This is a genomic window from Rhodococcus sp. 5G237 (genome assembly GCF_053764735.1).
This window is the reverse complement of the sequence record NZ_JBSNCD010000002.1, coordinates 65,510-84,765: the sequence shown is the minus strand read 5'-3', so window position 1 is coordinate 84,765 and position 19,256 is coordinate 65,510. Positions and strand designations below refer to the sequence as shown.

The 19,256-nt window shown below is 69.3% G+C and carries 16 protein-coding genes; 8 read left to right on the top strand and 8 right to left on the bottom strand.

The features are described from left to right. Positions 1–78 precede the first annotated feature (78 nt). The 6 genes from ACWPOC_RS03730 to ACWPOC_RS03705 form a co-directional block, all read right to left on the bottom strand. Positions 79–1,248: a lipid-transfer protein gene (locus ACWPOC_RS03730; protein ID WP_120281298.1), complete on the bottom strand. Its 1,170-nt coding sequence runs from the start codon at positions 1,246–1,248 to the stop codon at positions 79–81. Beyond that, positions 1,245–1,649, bottom strand: a complete 405-nt coding sequence (locus tag ACWPOC_RS03725; protein WP_159416811.1) for a MaoC family dehydratase — start codon at positions 1,647–1,649, stop codon at positions 1,245–1,247. Before ACWPOC_RS03725 ends, ACWPOC_RS03730 begins: the two co-directional genes overlap by 4 nt. Then, entirely contained in the window at positions 1,646–2,695 is a 1,050-nt protein-coding gene (locus ACWPOC_RS03720) for a bifunctional MaoC family dehydratase N-terminal/OB-fold nucleic acid binding domain-containing protein (RefSeq protein WP_455408238.1), read from the bottom strand. The genes ACWPOC_RS03725 and ACWPOC_RS03720 overlap by 4 nt, the downstream gene beginning before the upstream one ends. 17 nt (positions 2,696–2,712) lie before the next feature. Next, positions 2,713–3,864 carry an acyl-CoA dehydrogenase family protein gene (locus tag ACWPOC_RS03715; RefSeq protein WP_159416813.1) on the bottom strand — a complete coding sequence of 384 codons (1,152 nt, stop codon included), beginning with the start codon at positions 3,862–3,864 and terminating at the stop codon, positions 2,713–2,715. After that, on the bottom strand, positions 3,849–4,892 hold the full coding sequence (locus tag ACWPOC_RS03710) for an acyl-CoA dehydrogenase family protein (protein WP_455408027.1): 1,044 nt from the start codon (positions 4,890–4,892) through the stop codon (positions 3,849–3,851). Before ACWPOC_RS03710 ends, ACWPOC_RS03715 begins: the two co-directional genes overlap by 16 nt. Positions 4,893–4,959: 67 nt before the next feature. After that, complete coding sequence (locus ACWPOC_RS03705; protein ID WP_455408026.1) at positions 4,960–7,107, bottom strand: acyl-CoA dehydrogenase; 2,148 nt, start codon at positions 7,105–7,107, stop codon at positions 4,960–4,962. Positions 7,108–7,196: 89 nt separating this feature from the next. Between ACWPOC_RS03705 and kstR the strand changes: the two genes are divergently transcribed. Both kstR and otsB read left to right on the top strand, forming a co-directional pair. Then, the gene (kstR, locus tag ACWPOC_RS03700) at positions 7,197–7,856 is read left to right on the top strand and encodes a cholesterol catabolism transcriptional regulator KstR (RefSeq protein WP_145692932.1); all 660 of its coding nucleotides are present in this window, start codon (positions 7,197–7,199) and stop codon (positions 7,854–7,856) included. A 115-nt stretch (positions 7,857–7,971) separates the two neighbouring features. Continuing rightward, a complete protein-coding gene (otsB, locus tag ACWPOC_RS03695) occupies positions 7,972–10,548 on the top strand; it encodes a trehalose-phosphatase (protein ID WP_455408025.1) in 2,577 nt (858 codons plus the stop codon). A gap of 27 nt (positions 10,549–10,575) precedes the next feature. Here the strand turns inward: otsB and ACWPOC_RS03690 are convergent, their stop codons facing one another. Beyond that, positions 10,576–11,682 (bottom strand): LacI family DNA-binding transcriptional regulator, encoded by a 1,107-nt coding sequence (locus ACWPOC_RS03690; RefSeq protein ID WP_120281292.1) that lies wholly within the window; start codon positions 11,680–11,682, stop codon positions 10,576–10,578. 169 nt (positions 11,683–11,851) lie between these two features. Between ACWPOC_RS03690 and ACWPOC_RS03685 the strand changes: the two genes are divergently transcribed. From ACWPOC_RS03685 to ACWPOC_RS03660, 6 genes are all read left to right on the top strand, one after another. Further along, positions 11,852–12,922, top strand: a complete 1,071-nt coding sequence (locus ACWPOC_RS03685; protein WP_455408024.1) for a metal ABC transporter solute-binding protein, Zn/Mn family — start codon at positions 11,852–11,854, stop codon at positions 12,920–12,922. 26 nt (positions 12,923–12,948) lie between these two features. Further along, the gene (locus ACWPOC_RS03680; protein ID WP_120281290.1) at positions 12,949–13,812 is read left to right on the top strand and encodes an ATP-binding cassette domain-containing protein; all 864 of its coding nucleotides are present in this window, start codon (positions 12,949–12,951) and stop codon (positions 13,810–13,812) included. Beyond that, positions 13,809–14,693 (top strand): metal ABC transporter permease, encoded by an 885-nt coding sequence (locus tag ACWPOC_RS03675; protein WP_006550474.1) that lies wholly within the window; start codon positions 13,809–13,811, stop codon positions 14,691–14,693. The genes ACWPOC_RS03680 and ACWPOC_RS03675 overlap by 4 nt, the downstream gene beginning before the upstream one ends. A 102-nt stretch (positions 14,694–14,795) precedes the next feature. Then, a complete protein-coding gene (locus ACWPOC_RS03670; RefSeq protein WP_455408023.1) occupies positions 14,796–16,397 on the top strand; it encodes a GMC oxidoreductase in 1,602 nt (533 codons plus the stop codon). Positions 16,398–16,416: 19 nt separating this feature from the next. Beyond that, positions 16,417–17,175: a 5-oxoprolinase subunit PxpA gene (locus ACWPOC_RS03665; RefSeq protein ID WP_120281287.1), complete on the top strand. Its 759-nt coding sequence runs from the start codon at positions 16,417–16,419 to the stop codon at positions 17,173–17,175. Between the two features lie 25 nt (positions 17,176–17,200). Further along, positions 17,201–17,809, top strand: coding sequence for a 5-oxoprolinase subunit B family protein (locus ACWPOC_RS03660; protein ID WP_120281286.1), 609 nt, complete (start codon positions 17,201–17,203; stop codon positions 17,807–17,809). A gap of 18 nt (positions 17,810–17,827) precedes the next feature. Here ACWPOC_RS03660 and mgtE read toward each other — a convergent pair whose 3' ends face one another. Continuing rightward, positions 17,828–19,180: a magnesium transporter gene (gene mgtE / locus ACWPOC_RS03655; RefSeq protein WP_230788508.1), complete on the bottom strand. Its 1,353-nt coding sequence runs from the start codon at positions 19,178–19,180 to the stop codon at positions 17,828–17,830. Between the last annotated feature and the right edge of the window lie 76 nt (positions 19,181–19,256).

Below are 19,256 nucleotides of genomic sequence, written 5' to 3'. Positions count from 1 at the left end.
GGGTCCTCCCACAAGGTCCCACCGGAATGTGAGCCCTCATCGTAGGCACGCCCGCCCGTCGGTGGGAGGGAAACGGCGTCAGGACCGCGACAGCACCAGACCCGAGGTCGGAACTCCTGTTCCTGCCGTGACCAGGACGTGGCCGACGTCGTCGACCTGGTTGACGGCCGTGCCGCGGATCTGCCGGACGCCCTCGGCGATGCCGTTCATGCCGTGGATGTAGGCCTCGCCGAGCTGACCGCCGTGGGTGTTGATCGGCAGCCGCCCACCCACCTGGATGCCGTCGGCGACGAAGTCCTTGGCCTCTCCGCGTCCGCAGAATCCGAGTTCTTCGAGCTGCATGAGCACGTACGGGGTGAAGTGGTCGTAGAGCACCGCCGTGGCGATGTCCTGCGGTCCGATGCCCGCCTGCTCCCACAGTTGGTCGCCGACGATCCCCATCTCCGGCAGGCCCGTGAGCCCGTCGCGGTAGTAGCTGGTCATGATGTACTGGTCGGGGCCGCTCCCCTGCGCCGCGGCCGCGATCACCGCCGGGGTCTGCTTCAGGTCCTTCGCCCGCTCGGCGCTGGTGACGACGATGGCGACGCCGCCGTCCGATTCCTGGCAACAGTCGAGCAGGTGCAGCGGCTCGGCGATCCATCGCGAGTTCTGGTGGTCCTCGAGCGTGATCGGCTTACCGTGGAAGAACGCCTTCGGGTTGGTCGCGGCGTGGGCCCGATCGGCGACCGCCACGGCGCCGAAGTCGGCGCTCGTCGCCCCGGAGACGTGCATGTAGCGTTGCGCGACCATCGCGACGAACGAGGCCGGTGTGCTCAGCCCGTGCGGGTAGGAGAACGCGTTGTCGGTGCCCGACGAGTTCACCTGCGCGGCAAGGGCGGTGTTGACCTGTCCGTATCGCGCGCCGGACCGCTCGTTGAATGCCCGGTACGCGACCACCACGTCGGCCACGCCGGTCGCGACGGCCATCGCCGCCTGCTGCACCGTCGCGCACGCCGCACCGCCGCCGTAGTGGATGCGGGAGAAGAACTTCAGATGAGGTATCCCCACCGAACGGGCCACGGCCACTTCGGTGTTGGTGTCCATCGTGAACGAGACCAGACCGTCGACGTCGGCCGGGGTCAGTCCCGCGTCGTCGAGGGCGGCGCGCACCGCCTCGGCCGCGAGACGGAGTTCGCTGCGGCCGGAGTCCTTCGAGAAGTCGGTCGCGCCGATGCCGACGATCGCCGCTGCACCCGACAGGCCGCTCATGCGGTGCCTCCGATCACGAAAGTGGCTGTGGCCGTGATGTGCTTGCCCAAACTGTTGGTACCGGTGATGTCGACGGTGACCAGTCCGCCCTCGACGGACGCAACGGTGCCCGAGAGGGTCAGGGTGTCGTAGGCGTACCAGGGCACACCCAGTCTCAGCGAGATCGACTTCACCACCGCGCGGGGACCGGCCCAGTCGGTGACGTAGCGCTGCACGAGTCCGGTGTCGGTGAGGATGTTGACGAAGATGTCCTTCGATCCGCGCTGCTGCGCCTTGTCGCGGTCGTGGTGCACGTCCTGGAAGTCGCGTGTGGCCAAGGCCGTCGACACGATGAAGGTGGGATCGGCGTGGATCTCGAGGGAGGGCAGGCTCTCGCCCGTCGTGACGGTCGGGGTGCTCACACGTCCTCCTCGATCGGCTTCCAGGCGTACAGGGTCCACGGCTGCCCGCCGGTCTCGTCGTCGCCGGGGAAATCGAGGAAGGTGACCTCGACCGGCATCCCGATGCGTACCTGCCCGGGTTCGACGTCGCGGAGTTCACCGAGCATCCGGACACCCTCGTCGAGTTCGACGAGAGCGACGACGAAGGGCACCTGCCGCCCCGGCACCTCGGGTGCGTGGTGGACGACGAAGCTGAACACCGTTCCGCGACCGGAGGATACGACGTAGTCGGTGGTCTCCGACTTGTCGAGCCAGAGCACCGGGACGGGTGGGTGCTGCAGGGTGCCGTCGGGGCGTCGCTGGATGCGCAGTTCGTGGGCGGCCACACCGTCCCAGAAGAACTGTGTGTCGCGGGAGACGGACGGGCGGAGCATCCGGGTGGGGTCGAGATCGTCGGGAACCGTGGAGGCGGGCCGGTCCTGCGGCGTCTCTGCGCTCTCGTCCTTCGACGGCGGCGCGAACTTCAGGATGCGGAAGAGCATCTCGGCGACGACTTCGTCGCCGACCTTCCACAGGTTGCGGGTGGTGAAGAACCAGCCCTCCCCGAGCCCGGTCCGCTTCGGGCCGACGACGTCCTCGAGGGTGGATTCGATCGTCACCTGTTCGCCGTGGCGCAGGTAGCGGTGGTAGATCTGGTCGCAGTTGGTGGCGACCACCGAGGTGTAGCCGGCGTCGTCGAGGATCTGCGTCATCCGGCCGAGCGGGTCGTCCTTCTCGCGTTCGGCGCCGAGGCCGCGCATCGTCCACACCTGCGCCATCGCGGGCGGGGCCACGAGACCGCCGTGACCGGCGGCGATCGCCGCGGTTTCGTCGGTGTAGATCGGGTTGTCGTCGCCGATCGCCTCGAGCCAGTTGCGGATCATCGGCATGTTCACCGGATCGCGCCCGGGTCGCGGCGCGGACGGGCCGTCGCCGCGTACCTTCTCGGCAGCCTGCAGGATCTCCTCGGGGGTCTTCCCCGGAACATCTCGTGTCCCCGAATGTCGTGTCACCGCATTCTCCTGCATCACCGAATTCTCCTGTGTCACCGAGGTACCCGCGGCATGCCCAGACCGGCGGTGGCGATCAGTTCGCGCATCACCTCGTTGACGCCACCACCGAAGGTGATGACGACATTGCGTTTGGCCATCATGTCGAGCCAGCGGAGCAGATCGGCGGTGTCGTCGTCGGCCGGATCACCGAAGGCACCGACGATTTCCTCGGCGAGGCGACCGACGCGCTGGATCCGCTCGGTGGCGAACACCTTGGTCGCCGAGGCGTCGGCGATGTCCACGGCGTCGTTGCTGCTCGCCGCGACCTGCCAGTTGAGCAGTTCGTTGAGTCGCCAGGTCGCGTGGATCTCGCCGAGTGCGCGTCGCACCTCGGGACGGTCCTGGAGTTCGTGGGCGCGGACCCACTCGACGAGCCGGTCGTAGATGCCGGCGACGCGACCGGCCGGGCCGAGCATGACGCGTTCGTGGTTGAGCTGGGTGGTGATGAGCTTCCACCCCTTGTTCTCCTCGCCGACGAGCATCTCGACGGGAACGCGCACGTCGCTGTAGTAGGTAGCGTTGACGTGGTGGGCACCGTCGCACGTGATGATCGGGGTCCAGCTGAAGCCGGGATCCTTGGTGTCGACGATGAGCACGGAGATGCCGCGGTGACGCGACTCGGCGGGGCCGGTGCGGACGGCGAGCCAGATGTAGTCGGCGTCGTGTCCCCCGGTGGTGAAGATCTTCTGCCCGTTGACGATGTAGTGGTCGCCGTCGCGGACCGCCGTGGTGCGCAGAGCCGCGAGGTCGGTACCGGCCTCGGGTTCGGAGTAGCCGATCGCGAAGTGCACCTCACCGGCGAGGATGGCAGGCAGGAACTTCCGCTTCTGCTCGTCGGTGCCGTAGACCTGCAGGGTCGGGCCGACGGTCTGCAGGGTGACGCTCGGCAACGGCACGTCGGCGCGGACGGCCTCGTTGGCGAAGATCTGCTGTTCCACGTCGCCGAAGCCGCGGCCGCCGAACTCGACGGGCCAGCCGACGCCGAGCCAACCGTCCTTGCCCATGCGACGCACGACCTCGCGGTAGGTGGGGCCGTGCCGCTCCGTGCGCATGATCGCGGCCTCCTCGGGTGAGACGAGGCTGCCGAAGTAACGCCGCAGTTCGGCCTGCAGTGCGCGCTGGTCGTCGGTCAGATCGATGAACACCGGGCCCCCACGAGGTCGAGTCGGTACGAAGCGCCGCCGAGCAACCGGGCGAGGTCCTTGGCGGTCGACGAGTACTTGTGCAGCGGATAGGTCTCGTCCACACCCACGCCGCCGTGCAAGTGGTGCAGCACCCGCATCGCCGGTGGCAGTTCGGCGGCGATCCAGTAGGCGGTGACGTCGAGATCGTCCGCGGCGTCGAGACCTTCGGCCAGGCGCCAGACCGACGACAGCGCCGCGACGTGCAGGGTGCGGGCGGTGACGTAGACGTCGGCGATCTGCTGCGCGACGGCCTGGAAGGTCGCGAGCGGCTTGCCGAACTGATGCCGCTCGCTGACGTGCTTCGCGGTGAGTTCGGTCGCCCCGGAGAGCAGTCCGTCGGCGAAGGCCGCCACGGCGGCGAGCGCGATCCGGTGGAGCGTCACCACGGCGTCGGCGCCGGATCCGGCGAGCAGGACACCCACGGCGCCGTCGGCGCGCACCGAGAACTCGGGAGAGCCGGTCGAGGTGGGGCTCGGACGTAGGCTCACACCCGCGGCGTCGGGAGCCACCGCGACCACCCCCGCGTCGGTGGGCAGCAGCACCACGCGTGCCCGATCGGCGTAGGGCACGGCGACGAACGAACCGGTGACCGCGTGGCCCCCGTCGGTGGCGACCGCCGTGGCGGCCGGCCGCTCCGGGAAGGCACGCCCCGGTTCGCCGAGCGCGGCGGTGAGCACGGCCCCTTCGGCGACGCCGGCGAGCAGGTCGTCCTGCTGCTGTTCGGAGGCGAGCGCGAGGATCGGCAGGACGCCCAGGCCGAGGGTGGCGAGCGCCGGGGTCTGCGCGGCTCCGCGTCCGATCTCGGTGAGCACGGTGGCGACTTCTCCGAGTCCGAGGCCCGATCCGCCGAGACGCTCCGGCAGGGCGAGCGAGAGCAGGTCGGCGTCGGCCAGCGCGGCCCACAACGCGTCGTCGGTGAGGCCGCGTTTCAGGAGACCGGCCGCCACGCCGGCGATCTCCTCCTGTGTCTCGTCACGTGCGAAGTCCACCGTCACCCACCTTCGAATAGAACGTGTTCTAGTTGTAGCACTACGGGGCGCCACGCGGAAGGACCGCTCAGTCGCGCGGCAAGCCCAGGAGCCGCTCGGCCGCCACGGTGAGCAGGATCTGCTCGGTTCCGCCGGCGATCGTCAGACAGCGGGTGTTGAGGAACTCCCGGGTGAGCGGACCTTCCACCCAGCCGGCCTCGCCCGCGAGATCCATAGCGAGCTCGGCGGTGTCCTGCCGCTGCCGCACACCGATGAGCTTGCGAACGCTGGACGCGGCGCCCGGATCCTGACCTTCGAGCTGCGCGAGGGTTGCCCGCAGATCCAGGAGCGAACCGACCGTCGCCTCCCCGATCTGCGTCGCGATGCGGTCCTCGGCGACAGGATCACCGGGGGTCGACAGTTCGAGCAGTTCCTCGATGCGCGGCCCCAGCGACGACTTGCCGCCCATCGCGACGCGTTCGTTGGCGAGGGTCGTGCGGGCCAGCTTCCAGCCGTCGCCGAGATTGCCGACCACGCAGTCGTCCGGCACGAAGACCGAATCGAGGAAGACCTCGTTGAACAGCGCGTCGCCGGTGATCTCGCGCAGCGGCGAGATCGTGATGCCCGCCGACTTCATGTCGACGAGGAAGTACGTGATGCCCTTGTGCTTGGGGACGTCGCGGTCGGTGCGGGCCAGGCAGATCGCCCAGTCCGCCTGCTGCGCGAGCGAGGTCCACACCTTCTGCCCGCGCAACACCCATCCGCCGTCGACCTTCTCGGCACTCGTGCGCAGTGCCGCCAGGTCCGAGCCGGCACCGGGTTCGGAGAACAGCTGACACCAGACCACGTCGCCGCGCAGGGTGGGCATGACGAAACGTTCGATCTGCTCGGGTGTTCCGTGTTCGAGGACGGTCGGAACCGCCCACCAGCCGATCACGAGGTCGGGACGTTCGATACCGACGGCGGCGAGCTCCTCCTGGACGACGAGCTGTTCGGCGGCACCGGCTCCGCGACCGTAGGGCGGCGGCCAGTGCGGCGCGAGCAGACCCGACTCGGCGAGAGCGACACGGCGCTCGGATTCGGGTGCAGCGGTGATCTTCTCGACCTCCGCACTGATCCGTGCGCGCTCCTCCTCGCGATCGGACAGGTCGATACCGAGGTGACGGCGCGCGCCGTCGCGGACCAGGGTCGTCAGCCGCGACCGCCACGCGGTGGAACCGCCGAGCACCTGGCGGGTGGCGACCGCACGGCGAAGATAGAAGTGCGCGTCGTGTTCCCACGTGAACCCGATGCCACCGAGCACCTGGATCGCATCCTTGGCGGTCTGCACCGCTGCGTCGAGTGCGACCGCCGCGGCGGCGGCCGCCGCGATCGGCAGTTCGTCGGGCTGCGCGTCGACGGTGACCGCCGCATCCCAGGCCACCGCCCGGATCTTCTCGGTGCGGCAGAGCATTTCGGCGCAGATGTGCTTGACGGCCTGGAACGAACCGATCGGTTTCCCGAACTGCTCGCGGATCTTCGCGTACTCGACGGCGGTACTCAGCGCCCAACCGGCGAGACCGGCCAGCTCCGCGGCGGCGAGGCCGGCGGTGAGGTCGCGCACGAAACCGGCCGGGACGGTCGCGACCCGATCGGTCGAGACCGTCGCGCCGTCGATGCGGACGCGGGCCACCGCGCGGGAGGCGTCGATGGTCTCGAGCGGTTCGATGTGCAGACCCGGATCGTCGGCCTCGACGAGCGCCCAGCTCTCGACGGCCGGATCACCCTCGCCGTCGACACGCACGAGCACGGCGATCCCGGCTTCGGCACCCACGGCCGGTCCGGCCTCACCGCGCAGCAGGAATCCGTCACCCGCCGACTCCGCGGTCACGGCCGAGTCGAGAGCGAGCGCGGTGGGGACCTCGCCCTCGGCGAGCCGCTCCGTCGTCTTGGCGACGGTCTCACCGGCACGGCCGAACACGAGGGCCGCCACGGCGGTCGTCAGGACCGGGCCCGGCGCGAGTTCGCAGGCGGCCTGCTCGAGCATGACGGCCAGGTCCACGGTGGTCGCGCCGAGACCGCCCGCCTCCTCCGGGACGGCGACGCCGAAGATTCCGAGTTCTGCGAGGGAGGACCAGCCGTCGCGCCACGTCGCGTCGCCTGCGCGACGTATCGTCGACATGGGATCTACGGCACGTGACCAGGCCTGGACAGACGCCTGGACGGCCCGCTGCTCCTCGGTCGTGGCGATACTCACAGCGGTTTCCGCCCTTCCGAATGACATCATTGCTAGAACGTGTTCTAATATGACACCGATTCAGAGTCAAGGCGTGAGGAAACGAATCTATGGCCACCCCGTCCCGCTCCCGTGCCAACGGACACGGAACTCTGACCGCCCTCACCGAGGACGATCTCAGTTCCAATGCCCAGAAGGAACGGCGCAAGCGGATTCTCGACGCCACCCTGGCGCTCGCGTCCAAGGGTGGTTACGAGGCCGTGCAGATGCGGGCGGTGGCAGAACGCGCGGACGTCGCGGTCGGCACCCTCTACCGGTACTTCCCGTCCAAGGTCCACCTGCTGGTCTCCGCCCTCGGCCGTGAATTCGCCCGCATCGAGGGCAAGGGCCGGATCCCACCCGGCCACAGCCCCCTCGAGCGCATGCACCTCATCCTGAGTCTGATCACCAAGGCCATGCAGCGCGATCCCCTGCTCACCGAGGCCATGACGCGGGCGTTCATGTTTGCCGACGCCTCCGCCGCCGCCGAGGTCGACCAGGTGGGCACCCTCATGGACCGGTTGTTCGCGCGGGCCATGAACGACGGCGAACCCACCGAGGAAGAGCTCGCCATCGCGCGCGTCATCAGCGACGTGTGGCTGTCGAATCTCGTCGCCTGGCTCACGCGCCGTTCGTCGGCCACCGATGTCGCCCGCCGGCTCGAACTGACCGTGGATCTGCTGCTCGGCGACGGCTCACGAGCACCGAAGACGGTCGCGTCGGAAGCATGACGGCGCTCGCGCCGCAAGCCTGACGTCCGATCCGCCGCGTCCTGTAACCGGAAACACGTGGTCGGAATGCACACCGGGTCGGATTCATGCCCCACTCTGACCTAACGTGGATCAGGTGAGTGCCCACGATCTTCCGATTGACCTTCGACGTGCTCTGGTGGCTGTCGCGCGGACGCCTCGTCTGCTCGTGGCGACCGACTACGACGGCACCATCTCCCCTATCGTGAGCGACCCCGAGAAGGCCTACCCGCACGACGATGCGGTGCGGGCACTGCGGGGCCTCGCCGCTCTGCCGTCGACGGCCGCTGCCGTCATCTCGGGACGCGCTCTCAAGGATCTCGCCGCTCTGTCGCGTTTGCCGGTCGAGGTCAAACTCGTCGGCAGCCACGGCTCCGAGTTCGACATCGGATTCGTCCACGAGATCGATCCCGACGCCAGGGACCTCCTCGTCACGATCGTCGAGGGACTGCACTCGGTGGCATCCCGGTTCGACGGCGTGCGGGTGGAGGCCAAGCCCGCGAGCGCCGCGCTGCACGTGCGCAACGCCGCTCCCGCCGATGCCGAGCAGGCCCTCGACCTCGTACGGAACGACCTCGCACTCCGGCCGGGCGTGCAGGTCACCGAGGGCAAGGCCGTGATCGAGTTGTCCGTGGTGCCCACCGACAAGGGCAAGGCACTCGACGTCATCCGGCACCAGGAAGCTGCCACCGCAGCGGTCTTCTTCGGCGACGACGTGACCGACGAGAAGGCCTTCCGCTCACTGCAGGGCCCGGACGTCGGCGTGAAGATCGGCGACGACGACACCGCCGCCGAGTACCGCGTCCGCACCAGCGAAGAGGTCATCGCCGCGCTCGCGTTCCTGCTCGAGGAACGTCGCACGTGGCTGTCCGGTGCCCATGTCGCGCCGATCGAACGTCTGACGATGCTCGCGAGCCCCCGCTCGAAGGCGCTCGTGACCCCCGACGGCACGATCACCTGGCTGTGCCACCCCGAACCCGATTCCGCGGCGGTGTTCGCCCATCTCCTCGGCGGCGACGCCGCGGGTCATTTCACCATCGGTCCGACCCGCCAGGCACTGCCTCTCAGCCAGCGCTACGTCGACTCGACGATGACGGTGGTGACCCGGTGGGCGTCGCTCGCGGTGATCGACTACCTCCCGCACGATGTCGACGCCGGTCGCACCGACCTGACCCGCGTGATCACCGGGCGCGCGAGCGCGGTGGTGACCTTCGCGCCGCGACCGGAGTTCGGGCAGGGCCAGGTCACCCTCGAGGTCGAGGACGACGGCATCCGCGTGATGGGCTTCAACGAGCCCTACGTCCTTCGCTCCCCCGGTGTGCGGTGGGACATCACGACCGACGGGGTGCACCAGACGGCCCACGCCGTGGTCGATCCCACCGAGAACGACATCATCCTCGAACTCCGTTGTGGCACCGATGATCTCGACGAGCACCCTGCGCCGGAGGTCGAGCGCCGGGCGCAGTCCGAGGCCTACTGGCACACGTGGGCGTCCCGCCTCGAGCTGCCGCCGCTCAAGCCCGATCTCATGAAGCGTTCGGCGCTCACCCTACGCGGACTGGTCCACGGACCGACGGGATCGATCCTCGCCGCAGCGACCACCTCGCTCCCCGAGGAGATCGGCGGTGTCCGCAACTGGGACTACCGCTACTGCTGGCTGCGCGACGCCGCGCTCACGGCGCAGGCGCTCGTGCGGGTCGGATCGCTCGAGGAGGCCGAGAACTATCTCGACTGGGTCCACCGCGTCCTCGAGACGGTGCCCGGCCCCGAACGCCTGCACCCGCTGTACACGCTCGCCGGCGGACCGCTCCCGCCCGAGGCCGTGATCGACTCGCTTCCCGGATACGCCGGTTCGCGGCCCGTGCGGGTCGGCAACGCGGCGAACCAGCAGGTGCAGCTCGACGTCTTCGGCCCGATCGTCGACCTGATCTCCGATCTCGCGCACAGCCGCGAGACACTCGGCGTGCCCCACGACCGGGCCCTCACCGACCGCGACTGGGAACTCGTCTGCTCGATGGTCACCGCGGTCGAACGGCGCTGGTTCGAGCCGGACCACGGCATCTGGGAAATCCGCCACGCGCCCCGTCACCACGTGTACTCGAAGGTCATGGGGTGGCTGACCGTCGACCGGGCGCTGACGCTCGCCGAGAAGTTCGGCCGGACCGCCGGCGAGGGCTGGGCGGCGCTGCGCGACGAGATCGCCGAGGAGGTCACCGAGAAGGGCTGGAACGACGAGGTCCAGTCGTTCACCTCGGCCTACGACGGCACCGATCTCGACGCGGCCACCCTGTTCATCGGCCTCACCGGACTCGTCGACCCGCAGGACGAGCGGTTCCGGGCGACCGTGCAGGCCACCGAACGGGAGCTGCGCAGCGGCGCGACCGTCTACCGCTATCACAGCGACGACGGCCTGCCGGGCGCCGAAGGTGGCTTCCACCTGTGCGCGGCGTGGCTGGTCGCGGCCTACCTGCTGGTCGGGCAGCGCAACGACGCCGAAGCACTGTTCGCGCAGCTGGTCGCGGCGGCCGGACCGACCGGCCTGCTCAGCGAGGAGTACGACCCCGTCGCGGAGCGTGCGCTGGGCAACCACCCGCAGGCGTACAGCCACATCGGTCTGCTGCGCTGTGCGCAGCTGCTGTCGGGCGCGAAGGCCATGGGCGACCGGGACCGCTGAGCTACGGTCCCAGCCGGGACCGCTCGGTCACTCGGCGTACCACTCGCTCTCGACCCGACCCGAGCTGGCACCGAACCACAGCTGGGTCCCCAGGGTCTCGAGCGCGGGCACACCGGAGTGCGAGGGGGCGGCGAGGAGCAGTTCGCCGGCGCGCCGCCCCTTGTCCTTCTGCGGTTGCCGCACGGTCGTGAGACCTTCGCGGATCGCTTCGTCGATGCCGTCGAAACCGGTGATCGACAGGTGCCCGGGCACGTCGAGGCCCATCTGATTGGCCCAGGCGAGAGCGCCGAGCGCGAGCACGTCGGTGGTGCACACGAGCGCGGTGATCCGCGGGTTGACGCGCATGATCTGCGCCGCGGCGGACAGGCCGTCCTCCGCGGTGTGGGTGTAGCGCTCGACGACGGTGAGCGATCCGGGGGCCAGCCCTGCGGCGCTCATGGCGTCCTGGACGCCGCGGATGCGTTCGCGCTGCACGTGGAAGGCGCCGGATTCGAGGGTCGACAGGTCGACGACCCCGTCGTGCCGTTCGCGGCCGAGGCGCATCGACAACATGCCGATCTGTCGGTGGCCGAGTTCGATGAGGTGGGCGGCGAGATCGCGCATCGCCCGCCGGTCGTCGATGCCCACCACCGGGGTGTTCTCGAGACCGCGCGGCTGGTCGCACGCGACGACCGGGAGGTGCCGTTCGAGCACGGCCGCGAGGTAGGGGTCCTCGGCGGGGACCGAGTAGACGACGAACCCGTCGACGGACGAGCGGTGCACGACCTGTGCGGCCTCGTCGTCGGTCCGGCCCGGTCCGGCGGGGATGAGCAGCAGTCCCTGTCCGGCCGCTTCGCAGGCCTCGGACAGTCCCGACAGGAAACTCATGGCGGCGGGATCCCGGAAGGAATAGCTCAACGCTTCGGTGAGCAGGACCCCCACGGCTCCTGCCTTGCGGGTGCGCAGCGACCGCGCCATCGGATCCGGGCCTGCATATCCGCGTCGTTTGGCGACTTCGAGGACACGTTCGCGTAGCTCGGCGGACAACTGGTCGGGGCGGTTGTACGCGTTCGAGACCGTGGTGCGGGAGATCTTCAACTCGGCGGCAATCGACGCCAGGGTCGCCTGTCGGCGCGGCTGACGAGACCTGGACATGAGAGGACCGTAGTCCTGTGTCCGTGGTCACGACCACCCAGGGATGGTAGGAGGGCTCCGCGTCGTCCGCTAAAGTGGAACGGTAACGGTTACCAATAACGTTTGGGTCGGTCGCTCGGTCGTTCCGGACCCCGTTCGTCGAAGACCGCCGATCCTCAGGAGAAGAACTGTGCGACTGTCCTCCCGCACGGCCCTCGCAGCCGCCGCCGTAGCCTGCGCGACCGCCCTCGCCGCGTGCGGCACCGATACCTCCGGCGCCGACGACGACGAGATCAGCGTCGTCGCCTCCACGAACGTGTGGGGGTCGATCGCGCAGGCCGTGGCCGGAGATCGCATCGAGGTCCGCTCGCTCATCACCGAACCGAGCGCCGACCCGCACTCCTACGAGGCCAGCCCCCTCGACGCCGCGGCGATCTCCGACGCCTCGCTCGTCGTCTACAACGGCGGTGGCTACGACCACTTCGTCGACGACATCCTCGGCGCCACCGGGGACAAGCCTGCGGTCGTGGAGGCTTTCGCCCTGTTCGAATCCGGCGCGTACTCGGACCTGCACGCCGGACACGATCACGGCGACGAGGACGGCACCGACGACGCCATCGAGAGCGGCTCGGAGACAACCGTTTCCGAGGACCACTCGCACGAGAGCGGTGAGGTGTCCGACGCCGATGTCGCCGGCGACGGGCGCTCGCACGAGGGTCACGACCACGGCGGCATCAACGAGCACGTCTGGTACGACCTCGCGACCGCCGACGCCGTCGCGCACGCCGTCGCCGAACAGCTCGCCGAACTCGACCCCGACGGTGCCGCCGTCTACGAGGCCAACGCCGCGGCCTTCCACGAGAACCTGCACTACGTCGCGGATGTCGTCGACAAGCTCGCCGACACGCACGGCGACGCACCCGTCGCCCAGACCGAGACCATCGGCCACTACCTCGTCTCGGCCGCGACGCTCGACGACGTCACTCCCCCGGACTTCACCGACGCCATCGAGAACGGCACCGATCCGTCCCCGGCGGCGATCGCAGCCACACGGCAGTTGTTGGTCGACAAGCAGGTTCGCGTCCTGCTCTACAACCCGCAGACCGAGGACCGGATCAGCCGCGAGATGCGCACGGCAGCAGAGTCGTCGGGCGTCCCCGTGGTCGAGGTTTTCGAAACCCTGCCCGAAGGTGTCGACTACATTCAGTGGCAGGCCCGGACCGCCGAGACCCTCGCCGCCGCGCTCGAGACCGCCTCCTGACCATCCGATCGAGAACACGGACCCCGGTGACACCTCCTCCATCCGACCGCACGCCCACCGTCGAACTCCGCGATGCCCGGCTGGCATTCGGCGATCGGGTCCTCTGGGACGCACTCGACCTCGTCGTCGAACCCGGCGAGTTCCTGGCGGTGCTCGGACCGAACGGTGCCGGAAAGACGTCGCTGCTCAAGGTGCTGCTCGGTCAACTCCCGCTCACCTCCGGAACCGCGACGATCGCCGGGCAGCCCGTCCGGACCGGGAACTCGCACGTCGGATACGTGCCGCAGCAGAAGTCCCTCGACGAGGGCGTCCCGCTGCGGGGACGCGATCTCGTGGGCCTCGGCATGGACGGACATCGCTGGGGCACCGGCCTGCGCACGCGCCGGCAGCGCCGCGTCGCGGTCGACGACGCGATCACCCAGGTCGGCGCAGAGACCTATGCCGGAGCCCCGATCGGCACGCTCTCCGGTGGTGAGCAGCAGCGGCTGCGCATCGCGCAGGCACTCGTGGGAGATCCGCGCGTACTCCTGTGCGACGAGCCGCTGCTCAGTCTCGATCTCGCCAACCAGCACCTGGTGTCGGCGCTCATCGACCGGCGCCGCCGCGACCACGACACCTCCGTCCTGTTCGTCACCCACGAGATCAATCCGATCCTGCCGCTGGTGGATCGCGTGCTGTACCTCGTCGACGGCCAGTTCCGCATCGGCACCCCCGCCGAGGTGATGACCTCGCAGGTGCTCTCCGAGCTCTACCGCACCGACGTCGAGGTACTCGAGATGCGCGGCCGCCTGGTGGTCGTCGGCACCGGCGACGCCATCGACGCGCTCGGCAGCGCCGGCGGACTGCGCCCCGGGGAAGGCGTCCACCACGATCACGAGGATCACGAATGAGCAGCAAGTTCACCGACGCCCTCGGGCGGATGTTCGACGTGGAGACCACCGTCGAACTCCTGCAGTACGACTTCGTGCAGCAGGCGCTCGTCGCCGGTGCGATCCTCGGTCTGCTCGCCGGCGTGATCGGCCCGCTGATCATCAGCCGTCAGATGGCGTTCTCCGTCCACGGCACCTCCGAACTGTCGCTCACCGGTGCCGCGGCGGCGCTCATCATCGGGGTCTCCGTCGGGATCGGTGCGGTCGCGGGCGCCGTGATCGCCGCGATCCTCTTCGGGGTCCTGGGGACACGTGCCCGAGAGCGCGACTCCGTCATCGGCGTGGTGATGGCCTTCGGTCTCGGTCTCGCCGTCCTGCTGCTGTGGGCCTACGACGGACGCACCGGTGCCGCCTTCTCGCTGCTCACCGGTCAGATCGTGGCGCCCGGCGGTACCGGCATCGCCCTGCTCGCCGCGTGCGCTGCCGTTGTGATCCTCACGCTGCTGGTGATCTACCGTCCACTACTGTTCGCCAGCACCGACCCGGAGGTCGCGGCTGCACGCGGCGTCCCGGTGCGCGCATTGTCGATCGTGTTCGCGGTGCTCGTCGGTGTCACCGCCGCACTCGGTGTGCAGATCGTCGGCGCGCTGCTGGTGATGGCACTGCTCATCACCCCGGCCGCCGCGGCGGCCCGGGTGGTCAGCGGTCCGCTCGCCGCCACGGTGCTGTCTGTGGTCTTCGCGGAGATCTCGGCGGTCGGCGGCATCCTGCTCGCACTGGCGCCGGGCGTGCCGGTCTCGGCGTTCATCACGACGATCGCGTTCGTCATCTACATGATCTGCCGCGTGATCGGCACCGCCCGCAACCGGCGTGGTTCCGGGCGGGTCGCCGCAACTGCCTGACCCCACCGCCACCGGGATGTGATCTTGACGCGCTCCTCGATGTCCGCCTAGTTTCCCGAGGTTGTTCCGGTAACGGGACGTCACAGACATCGGGGGTAGAGAGTGCAGCACGTCACGCGTCGTTCCTTCCTGACCGGAGCGGCCGCGGCCGCCGGACTCGCCCTCACCGGCACCGCCGGTGCCCGCGCGGTGCCCGGCATCCCCGCCCGCGTGAACAACGTGCCGCTCACCCACGAGGAACACCGGGTGGTCGTCATCGGTACCGGTTTCGGCGGTGGGGTGACCGCCCTGCGGCTGGCCCAGGCCGGCGTGCGCGTGCACATGCTCGAGCGCGGCATCCGATGGCCCACCGGGCCGAACGCGAACACCTTCCCCCGCGTCGACAACCCCGACAAGCGGTTCCTGTGGCACCGGTCGAACCCCGAGGTGTTCGGTCGCCACCTCGCCTTCGAGCCCTACACCGGTCTGGTCGAGGCGTGCGTGGGAGAGAACATGACGGCCCTGTGCGCCGCCGGTGTCGGCGGCGGGTCGCTCGTCTACCAGGGCATGACGCTGCAACCCGACGAAGCGGTGTTCAACGCCCACTTCCCGAACGAACTCGACTGGGCACGCATGGACCGCGTCCACTACCCGCGCGTCGCGCAGATGCTGCGCCTGGCCGTGGCACCGGACGAACTCGTCGCCAGCCCCAACTACGCGACCTCGCGCATCTTCGCCGACCGTGCGCGGAAGGCCGGTTTCCCGATCGACAAGATCCCGATGCCGATCGACTGGGACTACGCGCTCGCCGAACTCCGCGGCGAGATGGCCCCGGCCTACACCGACGGTTCGGGCGCGATGGGTGTCAACAACGGCGGCAAGCACTCCGTCGACGTCACCTACATCGCGGAGGCCGAGGCCACCGGTCTGGTCACCGTCGCGACGCAGCACGAGGTCACCGACATCGAACGTGCCGAGGACGGCCGGTGGACGGTGCACGTGAATCACATCGACACCTCCGGTGCCGTCGTCGAGAACAAGATCCTCACCGCCGACGCGCTGGTGCTGTCCGCGGGCACCATGAACACCACCCGGCTGCTGATGAAGGCCGCCGCGAAGGATCTGATCTCCGACCTGCCCGACGGCGTCGGACAGGGCTGGGGTTCGAACGCCGACCGCATCTACCTCTGGACGAACCTCGAGGAGGAGTTCGGCGCGGTTCAGGGCGGTCCCGTCGTCTACGGGAGCAAGAACTGGGACGACCCGAACTCCGCGTACACCGTCATCCAGGCCTCCATTCCCGGCTTCTACGGGATCGACATGCGCAGCACCGTACTGGTGGGCTACGGCGTCAGTAAGGGTCGCGGGCACTTCGTCTACGACGCCGCTCGCGACGACGCCGTCCTGCGCTGGCCGCACGAAGGGGACTCGGTGCTGCAGACGGGCCACATCGACCCCACCGTGCGCCGCATCGCCGGCGAACGCAGCATCCTGACCGATACCAACTCGATCGTCCCGTCGACCTGGCATCCGCTCGGCGGCGCGAGCATGGGCACGGTGTGCGATCTCGAGGGCCGGGTCGTCGGCCAGCGCGGGCTGTACGTGCTCGACGGCGCCCTCATGCCGGGCAACACCGCCGCGTGCAACCCGACGATGACGATCGCCGCGGTCGTCGAACGCGCCCTCGACGACATCGTCGTCCGTGACGTGGGAACGGTCTTCTGAGCGGGCCTAGACTCGGGTCGTGACCCGCATCGACCTCAACAGCGACCTCGGTGAGAGCTACGGCCGGTGGCGCCTCGGCGACGACGAGACCATGCTCGACATCGTCACCAGCGCCAACGTGGCGTGCGGATTCCACGCCGGCGACCCGGCGACACTGCTGAGCACCTGCCACGGCGCAGCGAAGCGCGCGGTACGGATCGGCGCCCAGGTCGGCTACAACGACATCGGCGGTTTCGGCCGCCGGTTCATCGAGGTGCCGTCGGCGGATCTCACCGCCGAGATCATCTACCAGATCGGCGCGCTCGACGGTCTCGCCCGGGCGGCCGGTTCGTCGGTGAGCTACGTCAAACCCCACGGCGCGCTGTACAACGCGATCGCCCATCACCGCGAACAGGCCCGCGCGGTCGTGGATGCGGTGCGCGCCTACGACGCCTCGCTGCCCGTCCTCGGACTACCCGACTCCGTCTTCCTCGAGGAGGCCGAACGGGCCGGGCTGAGGGTGGTCACCGAGGCGTTCGCCGACCGCGCCTACACCCCCGAGGGCACGCTCGTCTCCCGGCGCGAAGCCGGTGCGGTACTGCACGATCCGGACGAGGTCGCCGAGCGGGTCCTGCGCATGGTCACCGAGGGGGTGGTCCCCGCGGTCGACGGCAGCGACGTACGCGTGAACGCGCAGTCGGTGTGCATCCACGGCGACTCCCCCGACGCCACGGCGATGGCCGTCGCCGTGCGTCGTCGCCTCGACGCCGAGAAGATCGACATCCGGGCGTTCGTGTGAACGCCCGACACCGCGAGGTCCACCGATGAGAATCCTTCGTGCCGGAGACAGCGCACTGCTCGCCGAATTCGATTCCCTCGACGAGGTTCTCGCCCAATTCCGGGCACTCGACCGCGAGCGGCCGCGTGGCGTCGTCGATCTCGTGCCGGCGGCGCGGACACTCCTGGTGTGCTTCGATCCGTCGGAGACCGGCGTGCAGGTCGTGCACAAATGGGTTACCACCACCCCACCGGTGTCCCGGGACGAGGTCGACGTCGAGGAGGTGACGCTCGAAGTCCGGTACGACGGGGCCGATCTCGAGGAGGTCGGCGAGTTGACGGGCCTCGGTGCGGACGGCGTGATCGCCGCCCACACCGGCAGCCTCTGGACGGTCGCCTTCGGCGGGTTCGCGCCCGGCTTCGCGTATCTCACCGGCGGGGATTCGCGATTGCATGTGCCGCGCCGTAGTTCGCCGCGCACCTCCGTCCCGTCCGGCGCCGTGGGACTGGCGGGTGAGTTCTCGGGCGTCTACCCGCGGAAGTCGCCCGGAGGATGGCAGCTCATCGGAACCTCCAGTGCCCCGCTGTGGCAACCGGATCGGACCCCTGCGGCGCTGCTGCGGCCGGGGTGTACGGTGCGCTTCGTCGCGATCTGATCCGGTCCTTCGTGGTGGTCAGATACCGAGCACGGCCTTCGCGACGAGGAAGTAGATCACCAGGCCGGTCGCGTCCACGAAGGTCGTGATGAACGGATTGGAGAAGACTGCGGGGTCGGCGCGAATCGATTTGGCCACCAACGGCATCGCACCACCGACCGTGGCAGCGAGAGTGCAGATGCTCACCAGCGTCAGCCCGATCACCGCACCCACCGACGAGTCGTAGACCAGGGACGTCAGGACGAACGCGACCGAGCCCAGCAGGACACCGAGGGACAGCCCCACCCGGAGCTCGCGGGCGATCACCCCGCCGATGTCGCGTGGCGTCACGTCGTCGAGCGCCAATGCACGGGTGACCGTGGTGGCGGCCTGGTTTCCGGTGTTGCCCCCGGTGCCGATGATCAGCGGCACGAACAGGGCCAGGGTGACCACCTGATCGAGGGTCGACTCGAACACTTCGAGGACCTGAACCGTGAGGGTCGCGCCGAGGGCCAGGACCAGCAACCACACCACCCGCGAGCGCACCAACTGCCCGACGGGTGTCGCGAGATAGGGACGGCGCAGCGGCTCGGTACCGCCGATGCGCGCCTGGTCCTCGCTGTCGGCGGCCTCGAGGATCCGCAGGGCGTCGTCGACGGTCAGGATGCCCACCAACCTGGTCTCGCTGTCGACGACGATCAACGCCAGCAGTTTGAGTTCGGCGCAGCGGCGCGCGGACTCCTCGGCGTCGTCGGTCACGCGCGCCCAGTAGGGCTCGCTCATGATGTCGGCGAGCGCTGTTCCCGGCGCCGCACTCATCAGCTCGCGCAGACCGACAACCCCGACGAGCACACGACCGTCGTCCACCACCGGCAGCGTGTACACCGTCTCCGCGTCGTCGAGCCGACGACGCACGACGTCCATCGCCTGCTCCACGGTCATGTCCTGCCGCAACGACACGAAGGCCGGGCTCATCCGCCGGCCGATCGCCCGCTGCGGATAGCCGAGGATCGCGGCGGTCGCCTCGCGGTCGGCGGGCGGCAGGCCGCGCATGAGGGTCGATGCGACCGTGGCGGGCAGTTCGTCGAGCAACTCCACCCGGTCGTCGGGTTCGAGGTCGGCGAAGATCGCGGCCACCTGGTCGTCGCGCAGCCCGCGGAGCAGTTCGCTCTGCATGCTCGGGTCGAGCTGTTCGAAGACGTCGATCGCCCGGTCCTTGGGCAACAGCCGGTAGAGCACCGCGCGGTCCGTCCGGCCGAGCCGTTCGAGCACGTCGACGACCTGTTCGACGCTCAGATCCGCGACGGCGTCGTGCGCGGCCGGAAGGTCGTCGGCCTCCACGGCCTTCTCGATCAGTCGCGTCGTCGCTGCCCGGACGTCTGCTTCGTCCATGATCGTCACCTCCGTCCTCGATGATCTTCAACCTAACGCGATCGTTCGGCCGGAGTCGGGCCGTGCGATCGAAGCC